Here is an 18806-nt window from a genome sequence, read left to right on the forward strand (position 1 = left end):
CGAAGGGTCCCGTCCCGTGCACTGCCGAGTCTGGCACCGCCCACCGACAATCGCCGCCGGAGCACCGCCGGACGCGCCCTCACCTTCGGTGACGTGGCGTGTCCGTTGGGTTTTCGGAAGTTCCGCGCGCCGTCGTGCAACCGGCGGGACCCGGGGCGCATCATCGAGGTGGCCGGAGGCCCCGACGACGGCGTTGAGCGCGCGTTGATCGAACGTTTTTCGCCGGACGGCACGATCCAGGCCATGCACATCGACACCATCACCCCGGCCGACCGGACCTGGCAGGCACAGGCCCTGTGCGCGCAGACGGGGCCGGACTTCTTCTTCCCCGAGCCGGGCAGCTCGGTGCGCGAGGCGAAGCGCATCTGCGGGATGTGCGAGCTGCGCCCGGCCTGCCTGGAGTACGCGCTCGCCAACGACGAGCGCTTCGGCGTCTGGGGCGGGCTGTCCGAGAAGGAACGCCTCGCCCTGCGCCGTACCTCCGGCTGACCGGCCGCCCGCCCCGGCCGAGGGCCGGTCGCGCGCCGTACGCCTGCCTACGGCCCCCCCCGAGGGCCGCGCCGTACGCCTGGCCTCACCGGGGCCCGGCCCCGTGGTGACCGCCTCGCTCAGCGGCCGGCGGTGCGCGCCGCCATCCGTGCCTTGCGCGCCTCCAGCTTCTCGTCGAAGCGCGTGGCCTCCATGTCCAGACCGCCCATGAAGAGGCCGAGTTCCTCCTGTGCCTGGCGCCCCTCGGGCCCGAGGCCGTCGAGCTGCATGATCTTCAGGAAGCGCAGCACCGGCTGGAGCACGTCGTCGTGGTGGATGCGCAGGTTGTAGACCTCGCCGATCGCCATCTGCGCGGCGGCCCGCTCGAAGCCGGGGATGCCGTGTCCGGGCATCCGGAAGTTGACGACGACGTCCCGCACGGCCTGCATCGTCGGGTCGGGCGCGAGCTCGAACGCCGCCTTGAGCAGGTTGCGGTAGAAGACCATGTGCAGGTTCTCGTCGGTCGCGATCCGGGCGAGCATGCGGTCGCACACCGGGTCACCGGACTGCTGGCCGGCGTTGCGGTGCGAGATCCGGGTGGCCAGCTCCTGGAAGGCGACATAGGCGACCGAGTGCAGCATCGAGTGCCGGTTGTCGGACTCGAAGCCCTCGCTCATGTGCGCCATGCGGAACTGCTCCAGCCTGTCCGGGTCCACCGCGCGCGAGGCGAGCAGATAGTCCCGCATCACGATGCCGTGCCGGCCCTCCTCGGCCGTCCAGCGGTGCACCCATGTGCCCCAGGCGCCGTCGCGGCCGAACAGGCTGGCGATCTCGTGGTGGTAGCTGGGCAGGTTGTCCTCGGTCAGCAGGTTCACCACCAGGGCGGTGCGGCCGATCTCGGTCACCTTGGACTGGCCCTTGTCCCAGGCCTCCCCGTCCTCGAACAGGGCCGGGAAGTTGCGTCCGTCGCCCCAGGGCACGTACTCGTGCGGCATCCAGTCCTTGGCGACCTTCAGGTGCCGGTTCAACTCCCCCTCCACCACTTCCTCCAGTGCGTACAGCAGCCGGGCGTCGGTCCAGGCGGACGGGCTGCCGAGGTGGGGAGAGGTGATCGTCACGGGAACTCCAGGGGGACGCGCCGAACTAGGGAGACACACGGGGGTACCGGCGAGCGGTGCCGGAAAACCTACGTGATCGTAAGCTACGAAACCGTAGGTTACGAAACCGTAGGTTAAGGCCGCCGTAAGAGAGCCCCAGATCAGCCCGTACGGCAGGGCCGTTCCGACACGCCGGACGGCCCCGGGACACAGCGGTCCCGGGGCCGTCGAAGGGAGGGGGCCACCAGGTCAGGCGTACAGCTCCCGCAGGCGTACGGACAGGCACGTCACCGAGCCCTCCAGCTTCTCGAACTCGCCGATGTCCACCGTGACCACCTCGTGGCCGAGGTCGGTCAGCAGTTCGGCGGTCTTCGGGGCGCTTGCCGCCATCAGCAGCTTGTGCCCGCCGAGCAGCACCACGTGCGCGCCGGACTCCTCGGGCACCGAGAGGAACCCGGGGAACAGCGAGGGCCGGTCCACCTTCGGGATGTGCCCGATGACGGTGCCGTCCGGCAGCGCGGTCACGGCCGACTTCAGGTGCAGCACCTTGCTCACCGGTACGGCCACCACCCGGGCGCCCAGCGGCTCGAACGCGGCCCGGACCTGCTGCACCCCGGCCGCGTCGGTGCGCCCGCTGCGGCCGACGTAGAGCGTGTCGCCGACCTTGAGGACGTCGCCGCCGTCCAGGGTGCCCGGCTCCCATATCCAGTTCACCGAGCAGCCGAGGCTCGCCACCGCCTCCTCCACACCGGCGGTCTCCGCGCGTCGGGACCCGCTGCCCGGCCGGGTGATCAGGGCGACGTTGCGGAACACGACGACGGTGTCCTCCACGAACACCGAGTCCGGGCAGTCGTCGGCCGGTTCGACCTCGAACGTCTCCCAGCCGTGCGCGCGCAGCGCCTCGACGTACGCCTCCCACTGCTCGGTGGCGAGCCCCACGTCGACCTTCTGCCGCTCGATGTGCGTCACCAGGCCCTCGGCGAGACGTGGGCTCGGGCGGCGGACGAGGGCCTTCTTGCTGGGCACGACGGGCCTTTCCGGTCGGGGATGGGGTGCCTGCGCCGCATTTGCGGCGCTGGTCCGCCATCATGCAGTCCGACGTGGCCAGGGCAAAAGCCTCGTCATCAGGCTGTGCCCCTCCTGAGATGCTCCGTCGTGCCCCCGGCCGGCCGGCCCACCTCCTCCGGCGCGGCCTCCGTCAGCTCCCCGTCCGCCATCAGCAGCCAGCGGGTGATGCCGATCGACTCCAGGAAGGGCAGATCGTGGCTGGCCACCAGCAGCGCGCCCTCGTACGACTCCAGGGCCGAGGTGAGCTGCCGTACGCTCGCCAGGTCGAGGTTGTTGGTCGGCTCGTCCAGCAGGAGCAGCTGGGGCGCCGGTTCGGCCAGCATCAGCGCGGCCAGCGCGGCCCGGAAGCGTTCGCCGCCGGAGAGGGTGGCCGCCTGCTGGTCGGCGCGCGCGCCCCGGAACAGGAAGCGGGCGAGGCGCGCCCGGACCCGGTTGTTGGTGGCGCCCGGCGCGAACCGGGCCACGTTCTGGGCGACCGTCAGCTCGTCGTCCAGCACGTCGAGGCGCTGCGGCAGAAAACGCAGCGGCACATGCGCCGTGGCCGTGCCCGCCACCGGCGCCAGCTCCCCGGCGACCGTGCGCAGCAGCGTCGTCTTGCCCGCGCCGTTGCGCCCGACCAGCGCGATCCGCTCCGGCCCGCGCAGATCGAGCACCCCCGCGACGCGCGCCCCGTACGCCGTCTCCAGGTTCTCCAGGGTGAGCACCTGCCGCCCCGGCGGTACGGCGGTGTACGGCAGGTCGACGCGGATCTCGTCCTCGTCGCGCACCGCCTCCACCGCGTCGTCCAGGCGCTCCTTGGCCTCGGCGAGCCGTTCCTCGTGCATGATGCGGTGCTTGCCCGCCGACTCCTGGGCGGCGCGTTTGCGGTTGCCCATCACGATCTTCGGCTCGCGCCTGGAGTCCCACATCTTCTGCCCGTACCGCTTGCGTCGGGCCAACTTGACCTGGGCATCTGCCAGTTCTCGCTTCTGCTTGCGCACATCGGCCTCGGCGACCCGCACCATCCGTTCGGCCGCGTCCTGTTCGACGGCCAGGGCCTCCTCGTAGGCCGAGAAGTTGCCGCCGTACCAGGCGACCTCGCCGGTGCGCAGTTCCGCGATCCGGTCGACCAGGTCGAGCAGTTCACGGTCGTGGCTGACCACGACCAGCACGCCGGACCAGGCGGCGACGGCCTGGTGGAGGCGGCGGCGCGCGTACAGGTCGAGGTTGTTGGTGGGTTCGTCCAGGAGCAGCACGTCCGGGCGGCGCAACAGCAGCGCGGCCAGCCGGAGCAGCACCGACTCGCCGCCGGACACCTCGCCGACGGTGCGGTCCAACCCGATGTGTCCGAGGCCGAGTTCGCCGAGCGTGACCAGGGCGCGCTCCTCGACGTCCCAGTCGTCGCCGACCGTCTCGAAGTGCCGCTCCGCCACGTCGCCCGCCTCGATGGCGTGCAGCGCGGCCCGCCGCTCGGCGATGCCGAGGGCCTGGTCGACGCGGAGCGCGGTGTCCAGGGTGACGTTCTGCGGGAGGTGGCCGACGTCTCCGGTGACCTTGACCGTGCCGTCGGCCGGGGTGAGTTCACCCGCCAGCAGCTTCAACAGGGTCGACTTCCCCGATCCGTTGACGCCGACGAGCCCGGTCCTGCCGGGGCCGAAGGAGAGGTCGAGCCCGTCGAACACGGCGGTGCCGTCGGGCCAGCCGAAGGACAGGGACGTACAGGTGAGGGAAGAAAGGGAAGAAGATGACATGGAGGCCTCGCGGGGGAGTGGGTGCGGATTCGCGGACGCGTCACGAGACACCGCGGGGCGGGGAACCGAAGGATCACCCGGAGGCCGTGAGAAGAAGAAGGGCCTGTGCCGGAGGACGGCTCGGACGCCGAGGTCGTACGCCACGTACACACCTCACCGGTGTGATGACGCGGTGTCTCCGAACCTCAGACGAGCAACGTCCTTCTCCGATCGACGGCAACAGAACCGAGGTAAACGTTAGGAGCACCGCCGGCGGGAGTCAAAGTATTTGTCGGCGGCGCGGCGCGTCCGATCCACGCCGATGCCGGGCGGCCGGCCGGGGAGGCGGCCGGAGTCTCCTGCACGGCGCGGGCCGTGCTCGCCGCGGGCACGGTCGGCGTCGGCGTCGAGGCGCCCGACACCTTCGCGGGGCCGTCGGCCGGAGGCGCCGAAGGAGGCGGCCGCGCCCGGCGTCGCCCGGATCGGCGCGGGCGCGGGGCTCGCGGGTACGACTACGGGGAGCTGAACGCGCGGTTCCCGCGCGAGTGAACGGCGGCGCCCGCCGTCCGTCAGGCGTCGCGCATCAGTTCGGCGAGACCGTGGTCCAGGTCGAGCTGGAGGTGTTCGAGTCCCACGGGCACCAGCTCGGCGGCAGCCTCCAGGAAGCGCCGTATCTCGCCCGCGCGCACATGGACGACGGCGGTGCCCTCCGGGGCGTGGAACTCCAGCACGATGCGGTCGTAGCCGTACGGCCGCACGCGCACGTCGCCCTGGCCCTCGGGAGCCAGGAGCCCGGCGGCGAGCAGGTCGCGGGCGAAGGTCCAGCAGACCTCGACGCCCTCCAGGGTGGCCGGGGCCGGGAAGGTCATCCGCACGGCGAACGGGTCGCAGCGGTCGTAGCGCAGCGTGGCGGGGATGCTCGGCATGCGCGGTGCGGCGGCGACGAGGCGGGCCTCTACGGGCTGCTCGATGACGGTGGACAACGCATTGCTCCCTCGTGACGGCTGGACTGCGGCCCGGTGGCTCCCGGCACCGGGTGAGACGGCGAAACGGGCCGGGGCGTGCACCTGGGCAACGAGTGACCTCGGTCACCGCGTTCATGCACGCGCGGCCTCCCCGACCGGTACGGGAGTCGGCACCCTGGACGGCGACCGGGCGGTCGGCTAGCTTCGCCCGCCATGAGGCGCATGGGGAGCACGAGGAGCACGCTGGGCACGCTGAGCACGCGCGGGAGGGGCCGGACGCGCCGGACGGGCAGGCTGGTGGCGGCGGGTGTCGCGTGCGGAGCGGCGCTGGCGGCGCTGACCGTCCCGTCGGCCGCGGCGCTCGGCGGGCGGGACGGGGACGTGCACTGGGCCGTGAAGGACCCGGGCACCCCGCAGGTCCGCTTCCGGGGCCTCGCGGCGGTCGACCGGCGCACCGCCTGGCTGGCCGGCACCGGCGGCACCGTGCTGCTCACCCGGGACGGCGGCGCGTCCTGGCGCGACGTCTCCCCGCCCGGCGCGGCCGGTCTGGAGTTCCGGGACGTCGAGGCCTTCGACGCACGGCGCGCGGTGGTGCTGGCCATCGGCGAGGGCGAGGCGTCCCGGGTGTACCGCACCGAGGACGGCGGGGCGACCTGGACGGAGTCCTTCCGCAACACCGACCCGCGTGCGTTCTACGACTGCCTGGCCTTCTTCGACCGCCGCCACGGCCTCGCGATGGGCGACCCCGTGGACGGCGCCTTCCGCATCCTGTCCACGAGCGACGGCGGCCGCTCCTGGCGGGTGCTCCCGGCGAAGGGGATGCCGCCCGCCCTGGAGGGCGAGGGGGGCTTCGCGGCGAGCGGGCAGTGCCTGGTCGCGTCCGGGTCCAGGGACGTCTGGCTGGCCACCGGCGGCGGCGCCCGGGCGCGCGTCCTGCACTCCGCCGACCGCGGGCTCACCTGGACCGCCACCGACACCCCGGTCCCGGGCGGGGACCCGGCCCGTGGCGTCTTCGCCCTCGCCTTCCGCGACCGCGCCCACGGCCTCGCCGTCGGCGGCGACTACCGTGCCGGCCGGCCCTCGCCCCGGGCCGCGGCCGTCACCTCGGACGGCGGCCGCACCTGGCAGCCCGCCGCCACGCCCCCGCCCGCGTACCGCTCCGGCGCCGCCTGGCTCCCGCACAGCCGCACCGCCGCGCTCGCCGTCGGTCCCACCGGCACCGATCTGACCACGGACGGCGGCCGCACCTGGCGCACCATCGACACCGGCTCGTACGACACCGTGTCCTGCACGCCCGACCTCGGCTGCTGGGCGGCCGGCGAACAGGGGCGGGTGGCCCGGCTGGAGCGGTGAGGTAGGAGCACCGGGAGCCGGGTACCCGTGCCCTGCCGCGAAGGAGCCGTACCGCCTTCGCGGGGAAAGGAGCGATCATGCCGGCCGGTTCCAGCCCCAAGCGCGAACGCCAGTACGAGCACATCAAGGAGAGCGCGCAGGACCGGGGCGAGAGCGAGGGACGCGCCAAGGAGATCGCCGCGCGCACCGTCAACAAGGAGCGCGCCCGCTCCGGCGAGTCGAAGACCGCGAGCCGCAGTTCCACGCAGGACATGTCGTCCGGCAGGCGCGGCGGGCAGCGGTCGGGCAACCGGTCCGGTCCCCAGGGTCCGACCCGCGACCAGTTGTACAACGAGGCGAAGCAGCGCGGCATCGAGGGCCGCTCGAACATGAACAAGGACCAGTTGCAGCGCGCGCTGAACGCCAAGAAGGGCTGATCCGCCGAGCGTCCTCGCCGACCCCGCGAGCGGGGTGGTGCGACGCGGGCACGTACAGTCGGCCGTCATGACGACCGTAGGCGTACCGGCGGGCTGGCCCACCAGCGAGGAGGAGGCCCGCGCGGTCCAGGACGAGTTGCGCGGCCGGGTGGTGCTCGACGAGCCGGGACCGCCGCCGGGGACGGGCCATGTGACGGGGGTCGACGTGGCCTACGACGACGAACGCGACCTGGTCGCCGCCGCGGCCGTCGTCCTGGACGCCGCCACCCTGGAGGTCGTCGCCGAGTCGACCGCCGTCGGACGGGTGTCCTTCCCCTACGTCCCGGGCCTGCTCGCCTTCCGCGAACTGCCCACGGTCCTGGCCGCGCTGGCCGCCCTTCCGTGTCCGCCCGGCCTGGTGGTGTGCGACGGCTACGGCCTCGCCCACCCCCGCCGCTTCGGCCTCGCGAGCCACCTGGGTGTCCTCACCGGCCTGCCCGTCATCGGCGTCGCCAAGAACCCCTTCACCTTCACCTACGACGAGCCCGCCCCGGCCCGCGGCAGCTCCACCCCGCTGCTCGCCGGCACCGAGGAGGTCGGCCGGGCCCTGCGCACCCGCGACGCCGTCAAACCCGTCTTCGTCTCCGTCGGCCACCGGGTGTCCCTCTCCGGCGCCCTCGCCCACACCCTGGCCCTCACCCCCGCATACCGCCTCCCGGAGACCACCCGCCACGCGGACAGCCTGTGCCGCACGGCGCTCAAGGAGGCGACGCGGGGGACGGCCGGCGCGGCCGCTCAGCCGCCGACGAGCCGCCGGACACCGGCTTCCTGATCCCCGGAGCCGTGGTCGGCCGAGCCGCCACCCGGCTCCGGCGCGTGGTGGTGCGGACCCGCCACCCGGCTCCGGCGCGTGGTGGCGCGGACCCGCCGCCCGGCTCCGGCGCGTGGTGGTGCGGACCCGCCGCCCGAGGAGCGCAGCGGAGGCGGCCCGGCTCGGCGGCCCGGTCCCGCGCCGGCGCGTTCCGGGTACTACCGCCGCGCCGCCACCCGGAACGTGATCCCCGCCGCCCGCAGCCGTTCCGTCAGCGCGTCCCCCATCGCCTGGGCCGTCGTCACCTGGCCGGCGGTCGGGGGGAGGTCGTCGAAGGCGAGGCAGAGGGCGGCCTCGGCGAACATCTTGGCGGTCTCGCCGTAGCCGGGATCGCCGCCCGCGACCTCGGTGTACACGCGGCGGCCGCCGCCCTCGCCGACGAAGCGGACCGTGAACCAGCTCCTGGCCCGCTTCTCCGCGCCGGGTCCCTCGCCCGGCCGGAGCCGGTCGGACAGCCAGCGGCGGGCGGGCGGCAGCTGGGCGGCGGCCACCGTCGCGCCGACCGCGGCCACCCCGCCGAGGGCGACCGGCAGATGCCGGACCGCGGCGAAGTGCCGGTAGCGGAAGTCGGGACCGTACCGCTCCAGGGCCCGCGCCGAGCGGCTCACGATCTGCGGGTCGATGGTGGGCAGCGGCACCGCCCACGCGCCGACCTCCCGGGCGAACCGCGGCACGCCCGCCGGCGCGCTCACCCGCCGCCCGTGCAGCCGCGGCTCGTGCCGGGCCCGGTCGCGTGCGGCGGCCAGCATCTGCCGCCCCCGGGCGAACTGGTCGAGTGCCGAGGCCAGCGTGCCGCCGGAGAGGGACGCGTCGGCCGTCACATAGCCGTCCACCCGCAGCGGCACGTCCCGTGGCAGCTGCCGGACCGTGAAGTACACGCCGAGGTCGTGCGGCACGGAGTCGAACCCGCACGCGTGCACCAGGCGCGCGCCGGTCTCCCGGGCGCGGGCGTCGTGCCGCACGTACATCAGGTCCACGAACTCCGGCTCACCGGTGAGGTCCAGGTAGTCCGTCCCGGCGTCCGCGCAGGCGGCGACGAGTTCCTCGCCGTGGCGGAGGTACGGCCCCACGGTCGTGGCCACCACCCGCGCCTGCCCGGCGAGCTCGCGCAGCCCGGCCGGTTCGGACGCGTCGGCGCGCAGGACGCCGATGTCCGCGCCCCCGGGCAGCCGCTCGCGCAGTCGACGCAGCTTCGTCTCGTCGCGCCCGGCGATCGCCCAGCGCAGTCCCTCCGGCGCGTGCGCCGCCAGGTACTCCGCGGTCAGGGTGCCGACGAAGCCCGTCGCTCCGCAGAGCACCACGTCGTAGGGACGGTCCAGCCTGCTCATGACCCACCTCGCCTGCTCATGACACCCCCGGGGGGCGCAGCCCGCGCCGCTGTCGGTGGCCGAGGCTAGCGTGAGGAGTGCCCGCCCACGCGACCGGGTGATTTTCGGCCGGATGGGCACTTGGCTAAGCGCTTGCTCGTTCAGGTCTTGTGCCGGATGGAACGCGTTCATAGCATCACCGGTGTTACATCAGTTGTGTCACACGCTTGGGGGACGGGATGAGCACGGCGGCACCAGCAGAGCGGGGACCGCTCGGCGGCGTGCGCGTGGTGGAGCTGGCCGGCATCGGGCCCGGCCCGTTCGCCGCCATGCTGCTCGCCGACCTCGGCGCCGACGTGGTCCGGGTGGACCGCCCCGGCGGCCCCGGCCTCGGCATCGACCCCGCCCACGACATCACCAACCGCAACAAGCGTTCGATCGTCGTCGACCTCAAGTCCCCGGACGGCGCCGCCCGCGTGCGGGACCTCGCCGCGCGCGCCGACATCATCCTGGAGGGGTACCGGCCGGGCGTCGCCGAGCGTCTCGGCGTCGGACCCGCCGACTGCCACGCCCGCAACCCCCGCCTGGTCTACGGCCGGATGACCGGCTGGGGCCAGGAAGGCCCCCTCGCCGCGCGCGCGGGCCACGACGTGTCGTACATCGCGCTCACCGGCGCCCTCGGCATGATCGGCCGCCCCGGCGAACCCCCGGCCGTCCCCGCCAACCTCCTCGGCGACTACGCGGGCGGCTCGCTCTACCTGGTCGTGGGCGTCCTCGCCGCCCTGCACCACGCGCGCGCCACCGGCACCGGCCAGGTCGTGGACGCCGCCATCGTGGACGGCACCGCCCACCTGTCCGCGATGATCCACGGCATGCTGTCCGCCGGCGCCTGGCAGGACCGGCGCGCCGCCAACCTGCTGGACGGCGGCTGCCCCTACTACGGCACCTACGAGACCGCCGACGGCGGATACATGGCGGTCGGCGCCCTGGAGGAGCGGTTCTCGGCCCAGTTCCTGCGCCTGCTCGGCCTGGACGACCTCCTGGACGCCCGCGCCGACCTCACCCGCTGGCCGGAACTGCGCGCCCGGATCACCGACCGCTTCCGGGACCGCACCCGCGAGGAGTGGACCGCCCTGTTCGCGGACTCCGACGCCTGTGTGGCCCCCGTCCTGTCGCTGCGCGAGGCCCCGCGCCACCCGCACCTGGCCGCCCGCGGCACCTTCACCGACCACTCCGGCATCACCCAGCCCGCCCCCGCGCCCCGCTTCTCCGCCACCCCCACCGCCGTGCGCACCGGACCCGCCCTGCCCGGCGCCGACACCGAGGCCGTGGCCCGGGACTGGGACATACCCGCGCTCCTCGACGGCGACCGGCCGACCCCGGCCGCCGACTGAGCCCAACCGACCCATCCGCCGCGCAACCGAACCGCTCGGCCGACCCTCCCGAAAGGCATCCCAGTGAGCACCGAAGCGTACGTGTACGACGCGATCCGCACCCCGCGCGGCCGCGGCAAGGCGAACGGCGCCCTGCACGGCACGAAGCCCATCGACCTGGTCGTCGGCCTCATCCACGAGATCCGCGACCGCTTCCCGAACCTCGACCCGGCCGCCATCGACGACATCGTGCTCGGCGTCGTCGGCCCCGTCGGCGACCAGGGCTCCGACATCGCCCGCATCGCCGCCATCGCCGCCGGCCTGCCGGACACCGTCGCGGGCGTGCAGGAGAACCGCTTCTGTGCCTCGGGCCTGGAGGCCGTCAACCTGGCCGCGTCCAAGGTCCGTTCCGGCTGGGAGGACCTGGTCCTCGCGGGCGGCGTGGAGTCGATGTCCCGGGTCCCGATGGCCTCGGACGGCGGCGCCTGGTTCAACGACCCGATGACCAACCTCGCCGTCAACTTCGTGCCCCAGGGCATCGGCGCCGACCTGATCGCCACCATCGGCGGCTTCACCCGCCGGGACGTGGACGAGTTCGCGGCCCTGTCGCAGGAGCGTGCCGTCAACGCCTGGAAGGAGGGGCGTTTCGCCCGCTCGGTCGTCCCGGTCAAGGACCGCGCCGGCCTGGTCGTCCTGGACCGTGACGAGCACCCGCGCCCCGGCACCACCGCCGACACCCTCGCCAAGCTCAAGCCGTCCTTCGCGGACATCGGCGAACTCGGCGGTTTCGACGCCGTGGCGCTGCAGAAGTACCACTGGGTGGAGAAGATCGACCACGTCCACCACGCGGGCAACTCCTCCGGCATCGTGGACGGCGCCTCGCTCGTCGCGATCGGCTCCAAGGAGGTCGGCGAGCGCTACGGCCTCACCCCGCGCGCGCGGATCGTCTCCGCCGCCGTCTCCGGCTCCGAGCCCACCATCATGCTCACCGGCCCCGCGCCCGCCACCCGCAAGGCCCTCGCCAAGGCCGGCCTGACCATCGACGACATCGACCTGGTCGAGATCAACGAGGCGTTCGCCGCCGTCGTGCTGCGCTTCGTGCAGGAGATGGGCCTGTCGCTGGACAAGGTCAACGTCAACGGCGGCGCCATCGCCCTCGGCCACCCGCTCGGCGCGACCGGCGGCATGATCCTCGGCACCCTCATCGACGAACTGGAGCGCCAGGACAAGCGCTACGGCCTCGTCACCCTGTGCGTGGGCGGCGGCATGGGTATCGCCACCATCATCGAGCGCATCTGAACTCCCCGCGGAAACAAGCGACTTCAACGGAGACGACTGTCATGACCGAGAGCACCACCATCCGCTGGGAACAGGACGACACGGGTGTCGTCACGCTGGTCCTGGACGACCCCAACCAGTCCGCGAACACGATGAACCAGGCCTTCAAGGCCTCCATCGAGGCCATCGCGGACCGCGCCGTGGCCGAGAAGGACTCCATCCGGGGCATCATCTACACCTCCGCCAAGAAGACCTTCTTCGCGGGCGGCGACCTCAAGGAGATGATCCAGGCCGGCCCCGAGGACGCCCAGGCCGTCTTCGACACGGCGACCGCCATCAAGGACGCGCTGCGCCGCATCGAGACCCTCGGCAAGCCGGTCGTCGCGGCCATCAACGGCGCGGCCCTGGGCGGCGGTTACGAGATCGCGCTCGCCTCCCACCACCGCATCGCCCTGGACGCCCCCGGCTCCAAGATCGGCCTGCCCGAGGTCACCCTCGGCCTGCTGCCGGCGGGCGGCGGCGTCACCCGCACCGTGCGTCTGATGGGCATCACCGACGCGCTGCTCAAGGTGCTGCTCCAGGGCACCCAGTACAACCCGCGGCGTGCCCTGGAGAACGGCCTGGTGCACGAGGTGGCCGAGACGCCGGAGGAGATGCTGGCCAAGGCCCGCGCCTTCATCGACGCCCACCCCGAGTCCCAGCAGCCCTGGGACGTGCCCGGCTACCGGATCCCGGGCGGCACCCCGGCCAACCCGAAGTTCGCCGCCAACCTGCCGGCCTTCCCGGCCAACCTGCGCAAGCAGACGGGCGGCGCGCCCTACCCGGCGCCGCGCAACATCATGGCCGCGGCGGTCGAGGGCTCCCAGGTCGACTTCGCGACCGCGAGCACCATCGAGACCCGCTACTTCACCGAGCTGGTCACCGGGCAGACCGCGAAGAACATGATCCAGGCGTTCTTCTTCGACCTCCAGGCGGTCAACTCCGGCGCCAACCGGCCCAAGGGCATCGAGTCCCGCCAGGTCCGCAAGGTGGCCGTGCTCGGCGCCGGCATGATGGGCGCGGGCATCGCCTACTCGTGCGCCCGCGCCGGCATCGAGGTCGTCCTCAAGGACGTCTCCCTGGAGGCCGCGCTCAAGGGCAAGGGCTACTCCGAGAAGCTGTGCGCCAAGGCCGTCTCCCGGGGCCGTACCACTCAGGAGAAGGCGGACGCGCTGCTCGCCCGGATCACGCCCACCGGGGACGCCGCGGACGTGGCCGGCTGCGACGCGGTGATCGAGGCCGTCTTCGAGGACACCGCGCTCAAGCACAAGGTGTTCCAGGAGATCGAGTCCGTGGTCGCGCCCGACGCGCTGCTGTGCTCCAACACCTCCACGCTGCCCATCACCACCCTCGCCGAGGGCGTGCAGCGCCAGGCCGACTTCGTCGGTCTGCACTTCTTCTCGCCGGTCGACAAGATGCCGCTGGTCGAGATCATCAAGGGCGAGCGCACCGGCGACGAGGCCCTCGCCCGCGCCTTCGACCTGGTCCGGCAGATCAGCAAGACCCCGATCGTCGTCAACGACTCGCGCGGCTTCTTCACCTCCCGGGTGATCGGCCACTTCATCAACGAGGGCGTCGCCATGGTCGGCGAGGGCATCGAGCCCGCCTCCGTGGAGCAGGCCGCCGCCCAGGCCGGCTACCCGGCCAAGGTCCTGTCCCTGATGGACGAGCTGACCCTCACCCTGCCGCGCAAGATCCGGAACGAGACGAAGCGGGCCGTCGAGGAGGCGGGCGGCACCTGGACCGCGCACCCGGCCGAGGCCGTCATCGACCGCATGGTGGACGAGTTCGGCCGTCCCGGCCGCAGCGGCGGCGCCGGGTTCTACGACTACGCCGAGGACGGCAAGCGCGCCGGACTGTGGCCGGGCCTGCGCGAGCACTTCACCAAGGCCGGGTACGAGATCCCGTTCAAGGACATGCAGGAGCGGATGCTCTTCTCCGAGGCGCTCGACACCGTGCGCCTGGTGGAGGAGGGCGTGCTGACCTCGGTGGCCGACGCCAACATCGGCTCCATCCTGGGCATCGGCTTCCCGGCCTGGACCGGCGGCGTACTCCAGTACATCAACGGGTACGACGGCGGCGCCGGGACCGGTACCGGGCTGCCCGGCTTCGTGGCCCGCGCCCGGGAACTCGCCGAGACCTACGGCGAGCGGTTCCAGCCGCCCGCGCTGCTGGTGGAGAAGGTGGAGAAGGGCGAGACCTTCACGGACTCAGCCGCGTCCTGACCCTTCCCCGCCGAGCAGTTCGCTCAGCTCTTCCCGCAGCGAGCGCTGGAACGTGGTCAGCAGCGCCTGCACCACCAGCGGGTGGACGTGTGCCGACAGGTCCCGCACATCGCGGGTGTCCCGCTCGGCCACCTCGCCGCGGAAGAGCCGGGCCAGCTCACGGGCCGCGGCGCGCGAGTGCTCCATGAGCACCTCGCGCGCCGCGAGGATCGTGCCCCGCGACAACGGCACGTCGAGCAGTTCGAGCCCGAGCCGCAGCAGCCCCGAGTCGACCCGGAAGCCGTCCTCTTCGTCCTCGTCGGCGACCAGGACTCCCGACGCCTTCAGCCGCGCCAGCTCCTCGTCGGCCAGCTCCCGCCCCGCCCGCCGCTCCAGTTCGGCGCGCGAGACCGTCTCCACCGCGTCCGGCGCCCAGGAGGCGACCACGGCCCGGTGGATGGCCAGGTCGTAGGCGGACAGATCGGACGGCAGCTGCCGCAGGTACCGCTCGATCGCCGCCAGCGTCATCCCCTGCCGCTGCAACTCCTCGATCAACGCCAACCGCGCCACGTGCGTCGCCCCGTACCGCCCCACCCGCCGCGGCCCGATCACCGGCGGCGGCAGCAGCCCCTTGCTCCCGTAGAACCGCACGGTCCGCACCGTCACCCCCGCCCGCGCGGCCAGCTCGTCGACGGTGAGGCTCATCTCCCCGGCATCGGTCGTCATGTGCAGCAGTATCGCTGTCACACCACTACTGTGAAACCCGTCTGCCGCCGTCGCGCGGCCCGCCCGCCCGCTGTCCCGCCCCTCGCCCCGGGGTGCTCCCGGCCGTCGTGTACGCAGCGTGGTGAACATCATGTGGACACTGGGCGGATCGTGTGAGAAGTAACGCTCTGTGACCTAGGCCACCGCGTAGGGGTGGAACCGTCTGGGAAGCTGCTTGCTTGGTCTGTACCGCGACTCACCGGGGTGGTGCGGGCCAAGCCCTGCACGACCCCCGGGCTCACGAGGCCCGGGCGCACCAGGAAGTGGTACCACCCGTGAGCAAGGACGCCGTGGAATCGGCACAGGCCGTCGCAACCGAGCAGGCGGCACGCACGCCCGCCGACGCGGGCGACGCCGGCTACAGCAAGGACCTCAAGGCCCGCCACGTCAACATGATCGCCATCGGCGGGGCCATCGGCACCGGCCTGTTCCTCGGCGCCGGAGGGCGCCTGCACAACGCGGGACCCGCGCTCGCCCTGGCCTACCTGGTCTGCGGCGTCTTCGCCTTCTTCGTCGTGCGCGCCCTGGGCGAGCTGGTCCTGTACCGGCCCTCCTCCGGGTCCTTCGTGTCGTACGCGCGTGAGTTCCTCGGCGAGAAGGGCGCCTACGTCGCCGGCTGGATGTACTTCCTGAACTGGTCGACCACCGGCATCGCCGACATCACGGCGATCGCGCTGTACACGCACTACTGGAGCTTCTTCACGCCGATCCCGCAGTGGGTGCTGGCGCTGATCGCGCTCGCGGTGGTGCTCACCGTGAACCTGATCTCGGTGAAGATCTTCGGCGAGATGGAGTTCTGGTTCGCGATCATCAAGGTCGCCACCCTCGTGGGCTTCATGTTCATCGGCATCTTCCTGCTGGCCACCCAGCACCACGTCGACGGCTACACGCCCGGCATGAGCCTCATCAGCGACCACGGCGGCGTCTTCCCGCACGGCATGATGCCGGTCGTCCTCGTGATGCAGGGCGTGATCTTCGCGTACGCCGCCCTCGAACTCGTCGGCGTCGCCGCCGGTGAGACCGAGCAGCCGGAGAAGGTCGTGCCGCGCGCGGTGAACTCGATCATGTGGCGCGTGGGCCTGTTCTACGTCGGCTCGGTCGTCCTTCTCGCCCTGCTGCTGCCCGGCTCGGTGTACTCCGCCGACCAGAGCCCGTTCGTGACGGTCCTGTCCAAGATCGGCGTTCCCGCGGCCGGCGACGTGATGAACCTCGTGGTCCTCACCGCCGCCATGTCCTCGCTGAACTCCGGCCTGTACTCCACCGGCCGCATCCTGCGCTCCATGGCCATGGCGGGCTCCGCGCCCAGGTTCACCCGCGTCATGAGCCGCAGCCAGGTGCCCTACGGCGGCATCCTGCTGACCTGCGGCATCTGCGTCCTCGGCGTCGGCCTGAACTACCTGGTGCCCAGCCAGGCCTTCGAGATCGTGCTGAACGTCGCCTCGCTCGGCATCATCAGCACCTGGGTGATCATCATGGTCTGCCACATGGTCTTCGTCCGCCGTGCCCGCGCGGGCCTGGTGGCCCGGCCGCACTTCCAGCTGAAGTTCTCCCCGGTCACCGAGATCGCCACGATCGTCTTCCTGCTGGTCTGCCTCGGCATGATGTGGGACGACCACGCGGTCGGCCGCAAGACCCTGCTGCTCATCCCGGTGATCGCCGTCATGCTCGTCGCCGGCTGGTTCGGCGTCCGCCGCCGGGTGAACGCCGGCACCGACCGGGAGCTGTCCAGGCTGACGGACTAGCCGTCACCGGAGACCGAGGAGAGGGCCGTGTCCTGTCCAGGGGCGCGGCCCTCACCGCTGGGCGGATCACCCGGCCGGCGGCGCGGTCGCCGCGGCCTCGCGCACCGCGTCGTCGTAGCGGCGCAGCACCAGCCGGGCGACCGACTCGTGCGCGCCGAGCGGTGGCGCGGTGACACAGGCGCCCGCCGCGGCGGCCCGGCCGCCGAAGAAGCCGGGAGCCATCAGGTACCGGGCCACCGCGACCCGGTCGTGCCCGCGCCGCCGCAGTTCGGCCACCGCCTCGGCCGGAGTGGGCGCGCCGGCGCACAGGTACGACGGCACCACGGGGTCGCCGAGCCGCCGGGCCAGCAGCCGGGCCATCCGCGCGGTGTCCGCGTTGGCGCCCGGGTCCGTCGACCCGGCCGCGGCCAGGACGACCGCGCCGCCCGGGGTCCAGCCCGCTTCCGCCAGCCGGTCGCACAGGGCGTCGGCGAGCAGCGGGTGCGGGCCGAGGGCGCGGGCCACCCGGGCCCTCGTGCCCGGCGCGGCGGCGACCACGGCGGGGATGTCGACGCGCACGTGGTAACCGGCGCCGAGCAGCAGCGGCACCAGGACCGCGGGGGCGTCGAGGCCCGCCAGCACCTCCGCGAGCGGCGGCCGCACCAGGTCGAGCCACCCCGTCTCCACGCGCAGCCCCGGCCGCAACCGGCGTACGCCGTCGAGGAGCCGGCCGATCGTCCGTTCGTGGTGCGGGCCCCTGCTGCCGTGGCCCACGGCGACGAGGACCGGGCTGTCGCTCACCGCGTTCCCTCCGTTCGCTTCGTCGTCCGTCGGCGTGTCGCTCGGGCGGGTGGTGGCGGGAGCCATCGCGCTCACACCGCCACCGCCAGTCGGTAACCCCGTTTGGGCACGGTGCGGATCAGGCCGGAGTGGGGGCCGAGGGCCGCGCGCAGGCGGGCGACCGCGGCTTCCACGGCGTGCTCGTCGGCGCGGTCCGCCAGCCAGACGCGGCGCAGCAGTTCGGCGCGGCTGAGCACATGGCCCGGCCGGTCGGACAGCGCCCGCAGCACCGCGGCGAGCACCGGCGGCAGCGTGACCTGGACGTCGTCGGCGAGCACCGCGCTGCCCTGGAGCACCACCCGCCGTCCCTCGTACACCAGTTCCCGGCGCATCCTGGCCGGCAGTACCTCGGCGAGCGTGCGCACCAGCGCGCCGAGCCTGCCGCGCTCCGGCCAGACCGGCTCGATGCCGAGGTCGCGCAGCGGCCGGGCGCACACCGGCCCCACGCACACCGCGAGCACGTCACCGCGCAGGGCGGCGAGCACCTCGGCGCGCCGGTCGAAGCCGTCCGCGCTGGCCAGCAGGGCCTCGATCGCCTGCGCGCTGGTGAACGCGAGGGCGTGCAGCTCGCGCCTGACGGTCAGCTCGACCAGCCGGCGCACCGCCTCCGGGTCGTCCGGCGGGCCCCAGCGGTAGACCGGCACCTCGATCACCTCGGCGCCGCGTTCGCGCAGCGCGGCGGCGAAGCCGTCCAGCGGCACCCCGTGCTCCTGCACGGCGATCCTGCGCCCCTGGAGCGGACGGGCCAGCAGCCAGGTGAGCAGTTCGTCGTTGGCCTCGGAACGCGGCGAGAACGCCTCGTCCAGGCCGCTCGCCCGCACCGCGCCGGTGGCCTTGGGACCCCGGGTGAGCACCACCGCCGCACGGCAGGCCGCGGCGAGCCGCCCGCCGGTGCCCCAGCCGTCGGCGGCGCTCATCCAGCCGCGCCAGCCGACGCCGGTGGTGGCGACGACGTAGTCGAGCGGCCCGGCGAGGCACCGTTCGGTCGCTCTGCGCAGCGCGGTGTCGTCGCCGAGCGGGACGATGCGCATCGTGGGCGCCTCGACCACCCGGGCGCCGCGCCGTTCCAGCAGCGCCGTCAGCTCCTCGCGGCGACGCGTGGCGGTCACACCGACCGTGAATCCGGTCAGCGGTTCGGTCCGCCGCGCGGCCGTGGTGCCTGTCTCGGTGCCCGTTGCCATGCCCATCAAAGTCCGTCAGTCACGTTGCGGGCCGATTGCCCGCACGTCACGGTGGCGTAAGCGGGTGTCCGGCGTACGTTACGGAAGATGTCGGTGACGTCACCCCGTACCCCCGACGTTGTGAGACAGCCTTACCTCGGGCGCAATACGACCGACCCGGCCGCGAAACACG

16 protein-coding genes are annotated in these 18806 nt (G+C 73.2%); 8 read left to right on the forward strand and 8 right to left on the reverse strand.

Features of this window, described 5'->3' with window-relative positions; translation table 11 throughout:
- Positions 1 to 243: 243 nt before the first annotated feature.
- Positions 244 to 489: a WhiB family transcriptional regulator gene (locus ACWDD7_RS07650; RefSeq protein WP_351877606.1), complete on the forward strand. Its 246-nt coding sequence runs from the start codon at positions 244 to 246 to the stop codon at positions 487 to 489.
- A gap of 119 nt (positions 490 to 608) precedes the next feature.
- On the opposite strand, the gene ACWDD7_RS07655 is transcribed toward ACWDD7_RS07650, so the two are convergent.
- From ACWDD7_RS07655 to ACWDD7_RS07670, 4 genes are all read right to left on the reverse strand, one after another.
- A complete protein-coding gene (locus ACWDD7_RS07655) occupies positions 609 to 1586 on the reverse strand; it encodes an acyl-ACP desaturase (RefSeq protein ID WP_351877604.1) in 978 nt (325 codons plus the stop codon).
- Positions 1587 to 1814: 228 nt separating this feature from the next.
- Entirely contained in the window at positions 1815 to 2591 is a 777-nt protein-coding gene (gene ddaH / locus ACWDD7_RS07660) for a dimethylargininase (RefSeq protein WP_351877602.1), read from the reverse strand.
- 98 nt (positions 2592 to 2689) lie between these two features.
- Complete coding sequence (locus tag ACWDD7_RS07665) at positions 2690 to 4363, reverse strand: ABC-F family ATP-binding cassette domain-containing protein (RefSeq protein ID WP_450456710.1); 1674 nt, start codon at positions 4361 to 4363, stop codon at positions 2690 to 2692.
- 548 nt (positions 4364 to 4911) lie between these two features.
- The gene (locus ACWDD7_RS07670; RefSeq protein ID WP_351877596.1) at positions 4912 to 5325 is read right to left on the reverse strand and encodes a spore wall synthesis regulator SsgD; all 414 of its coding nucleotides are present in this window, start codon (positions 5323 to 5325) and stop codon (positions 4912 to 4914) included.
- A gap of 195 nt (positions 5326 to 5520) precedes the next feature.
- Between ACWDD7_RS07670 and ACWDD7_RS07675 the strand changes: the two genes are divergently transcribed.
- The 3 genes from ACWDD7_RS07675 to ACWDD7_RS07685 all read left to right on the forward strand — a co-directional run bounded on the left by ACWDD7_RS07675 (position 5521) and on the right by ACWDD7_RS07685 (position 7887).
- On the forward strand, positions 5521 to 6660 hold the full coding sequence (locus tag ACWDD7_RS07675; protein ID WP_450456711.1) for a WD40/YVTN/BNR-like repeat-containing protein: 1140 nt from the start codon (positions 5521 to 5523) through the stop codon (positions 6658 to 6660).
- Between the two features lie 77 nt (positions 6661 to 6737).
- Positions 6738 to 7076 (forward strand): plasmid stabilization protein, encoded by a 339-nt coding sequence (locus ACWDD7_RS07680; protein WP_351877592.1) that lies wholly within the window; start codon positions 6738 to 6740, stop codon positions 7074 to 7076.
- A gap of 67 nt (positions 7077 to 7143) precedes the next feature.
- Entirely contained in the window at positions 7144 to 7887 is a 744-nt protein-coding gene (locus tag ACWDD7_RS07685; RefSeq protein WP_450456712.1) for an endonuclease V, read from the forward strand.
- Positions 7888 to 8084: 197 nt separating this feature from the next.
- On the opposite strand, the gene ACWDD7_RS07690 is transcribed toward ACWDD7_RS07685, so the two are convergent.
- Entirely contained in the window at positions 8085 to 9254 is a 1170-nt protein-coding gene (locus ACWDD7_RS07690; protein ID WP_450456713.1) for a saccharopine dehydrogenase family protein, read from the reverse strand.
- Between the two features lie 218 nt (positions 9255 to 9472).
- On the opposite strand from ACWDD7_RS07690, the gene ACWDD7_RS07695 reads away from it, so the two are divergent.
- The 3 genes from ACWDD7_RS07695 (at position 9473) to ACWDD7_RS07705 (ending at position 14148) form a co-directional block, all read left to right on the forward strand.
- Positions 9473 to 10627, forward strand: a complete 1155-nt coding sequence (locus tag ACWDD7_RS07695; RefSeq protein WP_351877586.1) for a CaiB/BaiF CoA transferase family protein — start codon at positions 9473 to 9475, stop codon at positions 10625 to 10627.
- A gap of 63 nt (positions 10628 to 10690) precedes the next feature.
- Complete coding sequence (locus ACWDD7_RS07700) at positions 10691 to 11905, forward strand: acetyl-CoA C-acetyltransferase (RefSeq protein ID WP_351877584.1); 1215 nt, start codon at positions 10691 to 10693, stop codon at positions 11903 to 11905.
- 41 nt (positions 11906 to 11946) lie between these two features.
- Entirely contained in the window at positions 11947 to 14148 is a 2202-nt protein-coding gene (locus tag ACWDD7_RS07705) for a 3-hydroxyacyl-CoA dehydrogenase NAD-binding domain-containing protein (protein ID WP_450456714.1), read from the forward strand.
- On the opposite strand, the gene ACWDD7_RS07710 is transcribed toward ACWDD7_RS07705, so the two are convergent.
- Positions 14134 to 14853 (reverse strand): MerR family transcriptional regulator, encoded by a 720-nt coding sequence (locus ACWDD7_RS07710; protein ID WP_392212067.1) that lies wholly within the window; start codon positions 14851 to 14853, stop codon positions 14134 to 14136. The genes ACWDD7_RS07705 and ACWDD7_RS07710 overlap by 15 nt on opposite strands.
- A gap of 314 nt (positions 14854 to 15167) precedes the next feature.
- Here ACWDD7_RS07710 and ACWDD7_RS07715 point away from each other — a divergent pair, with 314 nt between their 5' ends.
- Positions 15168 to 16634, forward strand: a complete 1467-nt coding sequence (locus ACWDD7_RS07715) for an amino acid permease (RefSeq protein WP_351877319.1) — start codon at positions 15168 to 15170, stop codon at positions 16632 to 16634.
- Between the two features lie 66 nt (positions 16635 to 16700).
- Here the strand turns inward: ACWDD7_RS07715 and ACWDD7_RS07720 are convergent, their stop codons facing one another.
- Together ACWDD7_RS07720 and ACWDD7_RS07725 are read right to left on the reverse strand one after the other, a co-directional pair.
- Positions 16701 to 17414: a sirohydrochlorin chelatase gene (locus ACWDD7_RS07720; protein WP_351877318.1), complete on the reverse strand. Its 714-nt coding sequence runs from the start codon at positions 17412 to 17414 to the stop codon at positions 16701 to 16703.
- A gap of 71 nt (positions 17415 to 17485) precedes the next feature.
- On the reverse strand, positions 17486 to 18634 hold the full coding sequence (locus ACWDD7_RS07725) for a uroporphyrinogen-III synthase (RefSeq protein ID WP_450456715.1): 1149 nt from the start codon (positions 18632 to 18634) through the stop codon (positions 17486 to 17488).
- Between the last annotated feature and the right edge of the window lie 172 nt (positions 18635 to 18806).

It is taken from the genome of Streptomyces sp. NPDC001056 (assembly GCF_053598955.1).

Excerpts from the sequence above, each read along its gene's own strand:
- ACWDD7_RS07650 (WP_351877606.1), top strand. The coding sequence starts at position 244 with ATGCACATCGACACCATCACCCCGGCCGACCGGACCTGGCAGGCACAG.
- ACWDD7_RS07665 (WP_450456710.1), bottom strand. The coding sequence starts at position 4,363 with ATGTCATCTTCTTCCCTTTCTTCCCTCACCTGTACGTCCCTGTCCTTC.
- ACWDD7_RS07675 (WP_450456711.1), top strand. The coding sequence starts at position 5,521 with ATGAGGCGCATGGGGAGCACGAGGAGCACGCTGGGCACGCTGAGCACG.
- ACWDD7_RS07680 (WP_351877592.1), top strand. The coding sequence starts at position 6,738 with ATGCCGGCCGGTTCCAGCCCCAAGCGCGAACGCCAGTACGAGCACATC.
- ACWDD7_RS07685 (WP_450456712.1), top strand. The coding sequence starts at position 7,144 with ATGACGACCGTAGGCGTACCGGCGGGCTGGCCCACCAGCGAGGAGGAG.
- ACWDD7_RS07690 (WP_450456713.1), bottom strand. The coding sequence starts at position 9,254 with ATGAGCAGGCTGGACCGTCCCTACGACGTGGTGCTCTGCGGAGCGACG.
- ACWDD7_RS07695 (WP_351877586.1), top strand. The coding sequence starts at position 9,473 with ATGAGCACGGCGGCACCAGCAGAGCGGGGACCGCTCGGCGGCGTGCGC.
- ACWDD7_RS07705 (WP_450456714.1), top strand. The coding sequence starts at position 11,947 with ATGACCGAGAGCACCACCATCCGCTGGGAACAGGACGACACGGGTGTC.
- ACWDD7_RS07710 (WP_392212067.1), bottom strand. The coding sequence starts at position 14,853 with ATGACGACCGATGCCGGGGAGATGAGCCTCACCGTCGACGAGCTGGCC.
- ACWDD7_RS07725 (WP_450456715.1), bottom strand. The coding sequence starts at position 18,634 with ATGGCAACGGGCACCGAGACAGGCACCACGGCCGCGCGGCGGACCGAA.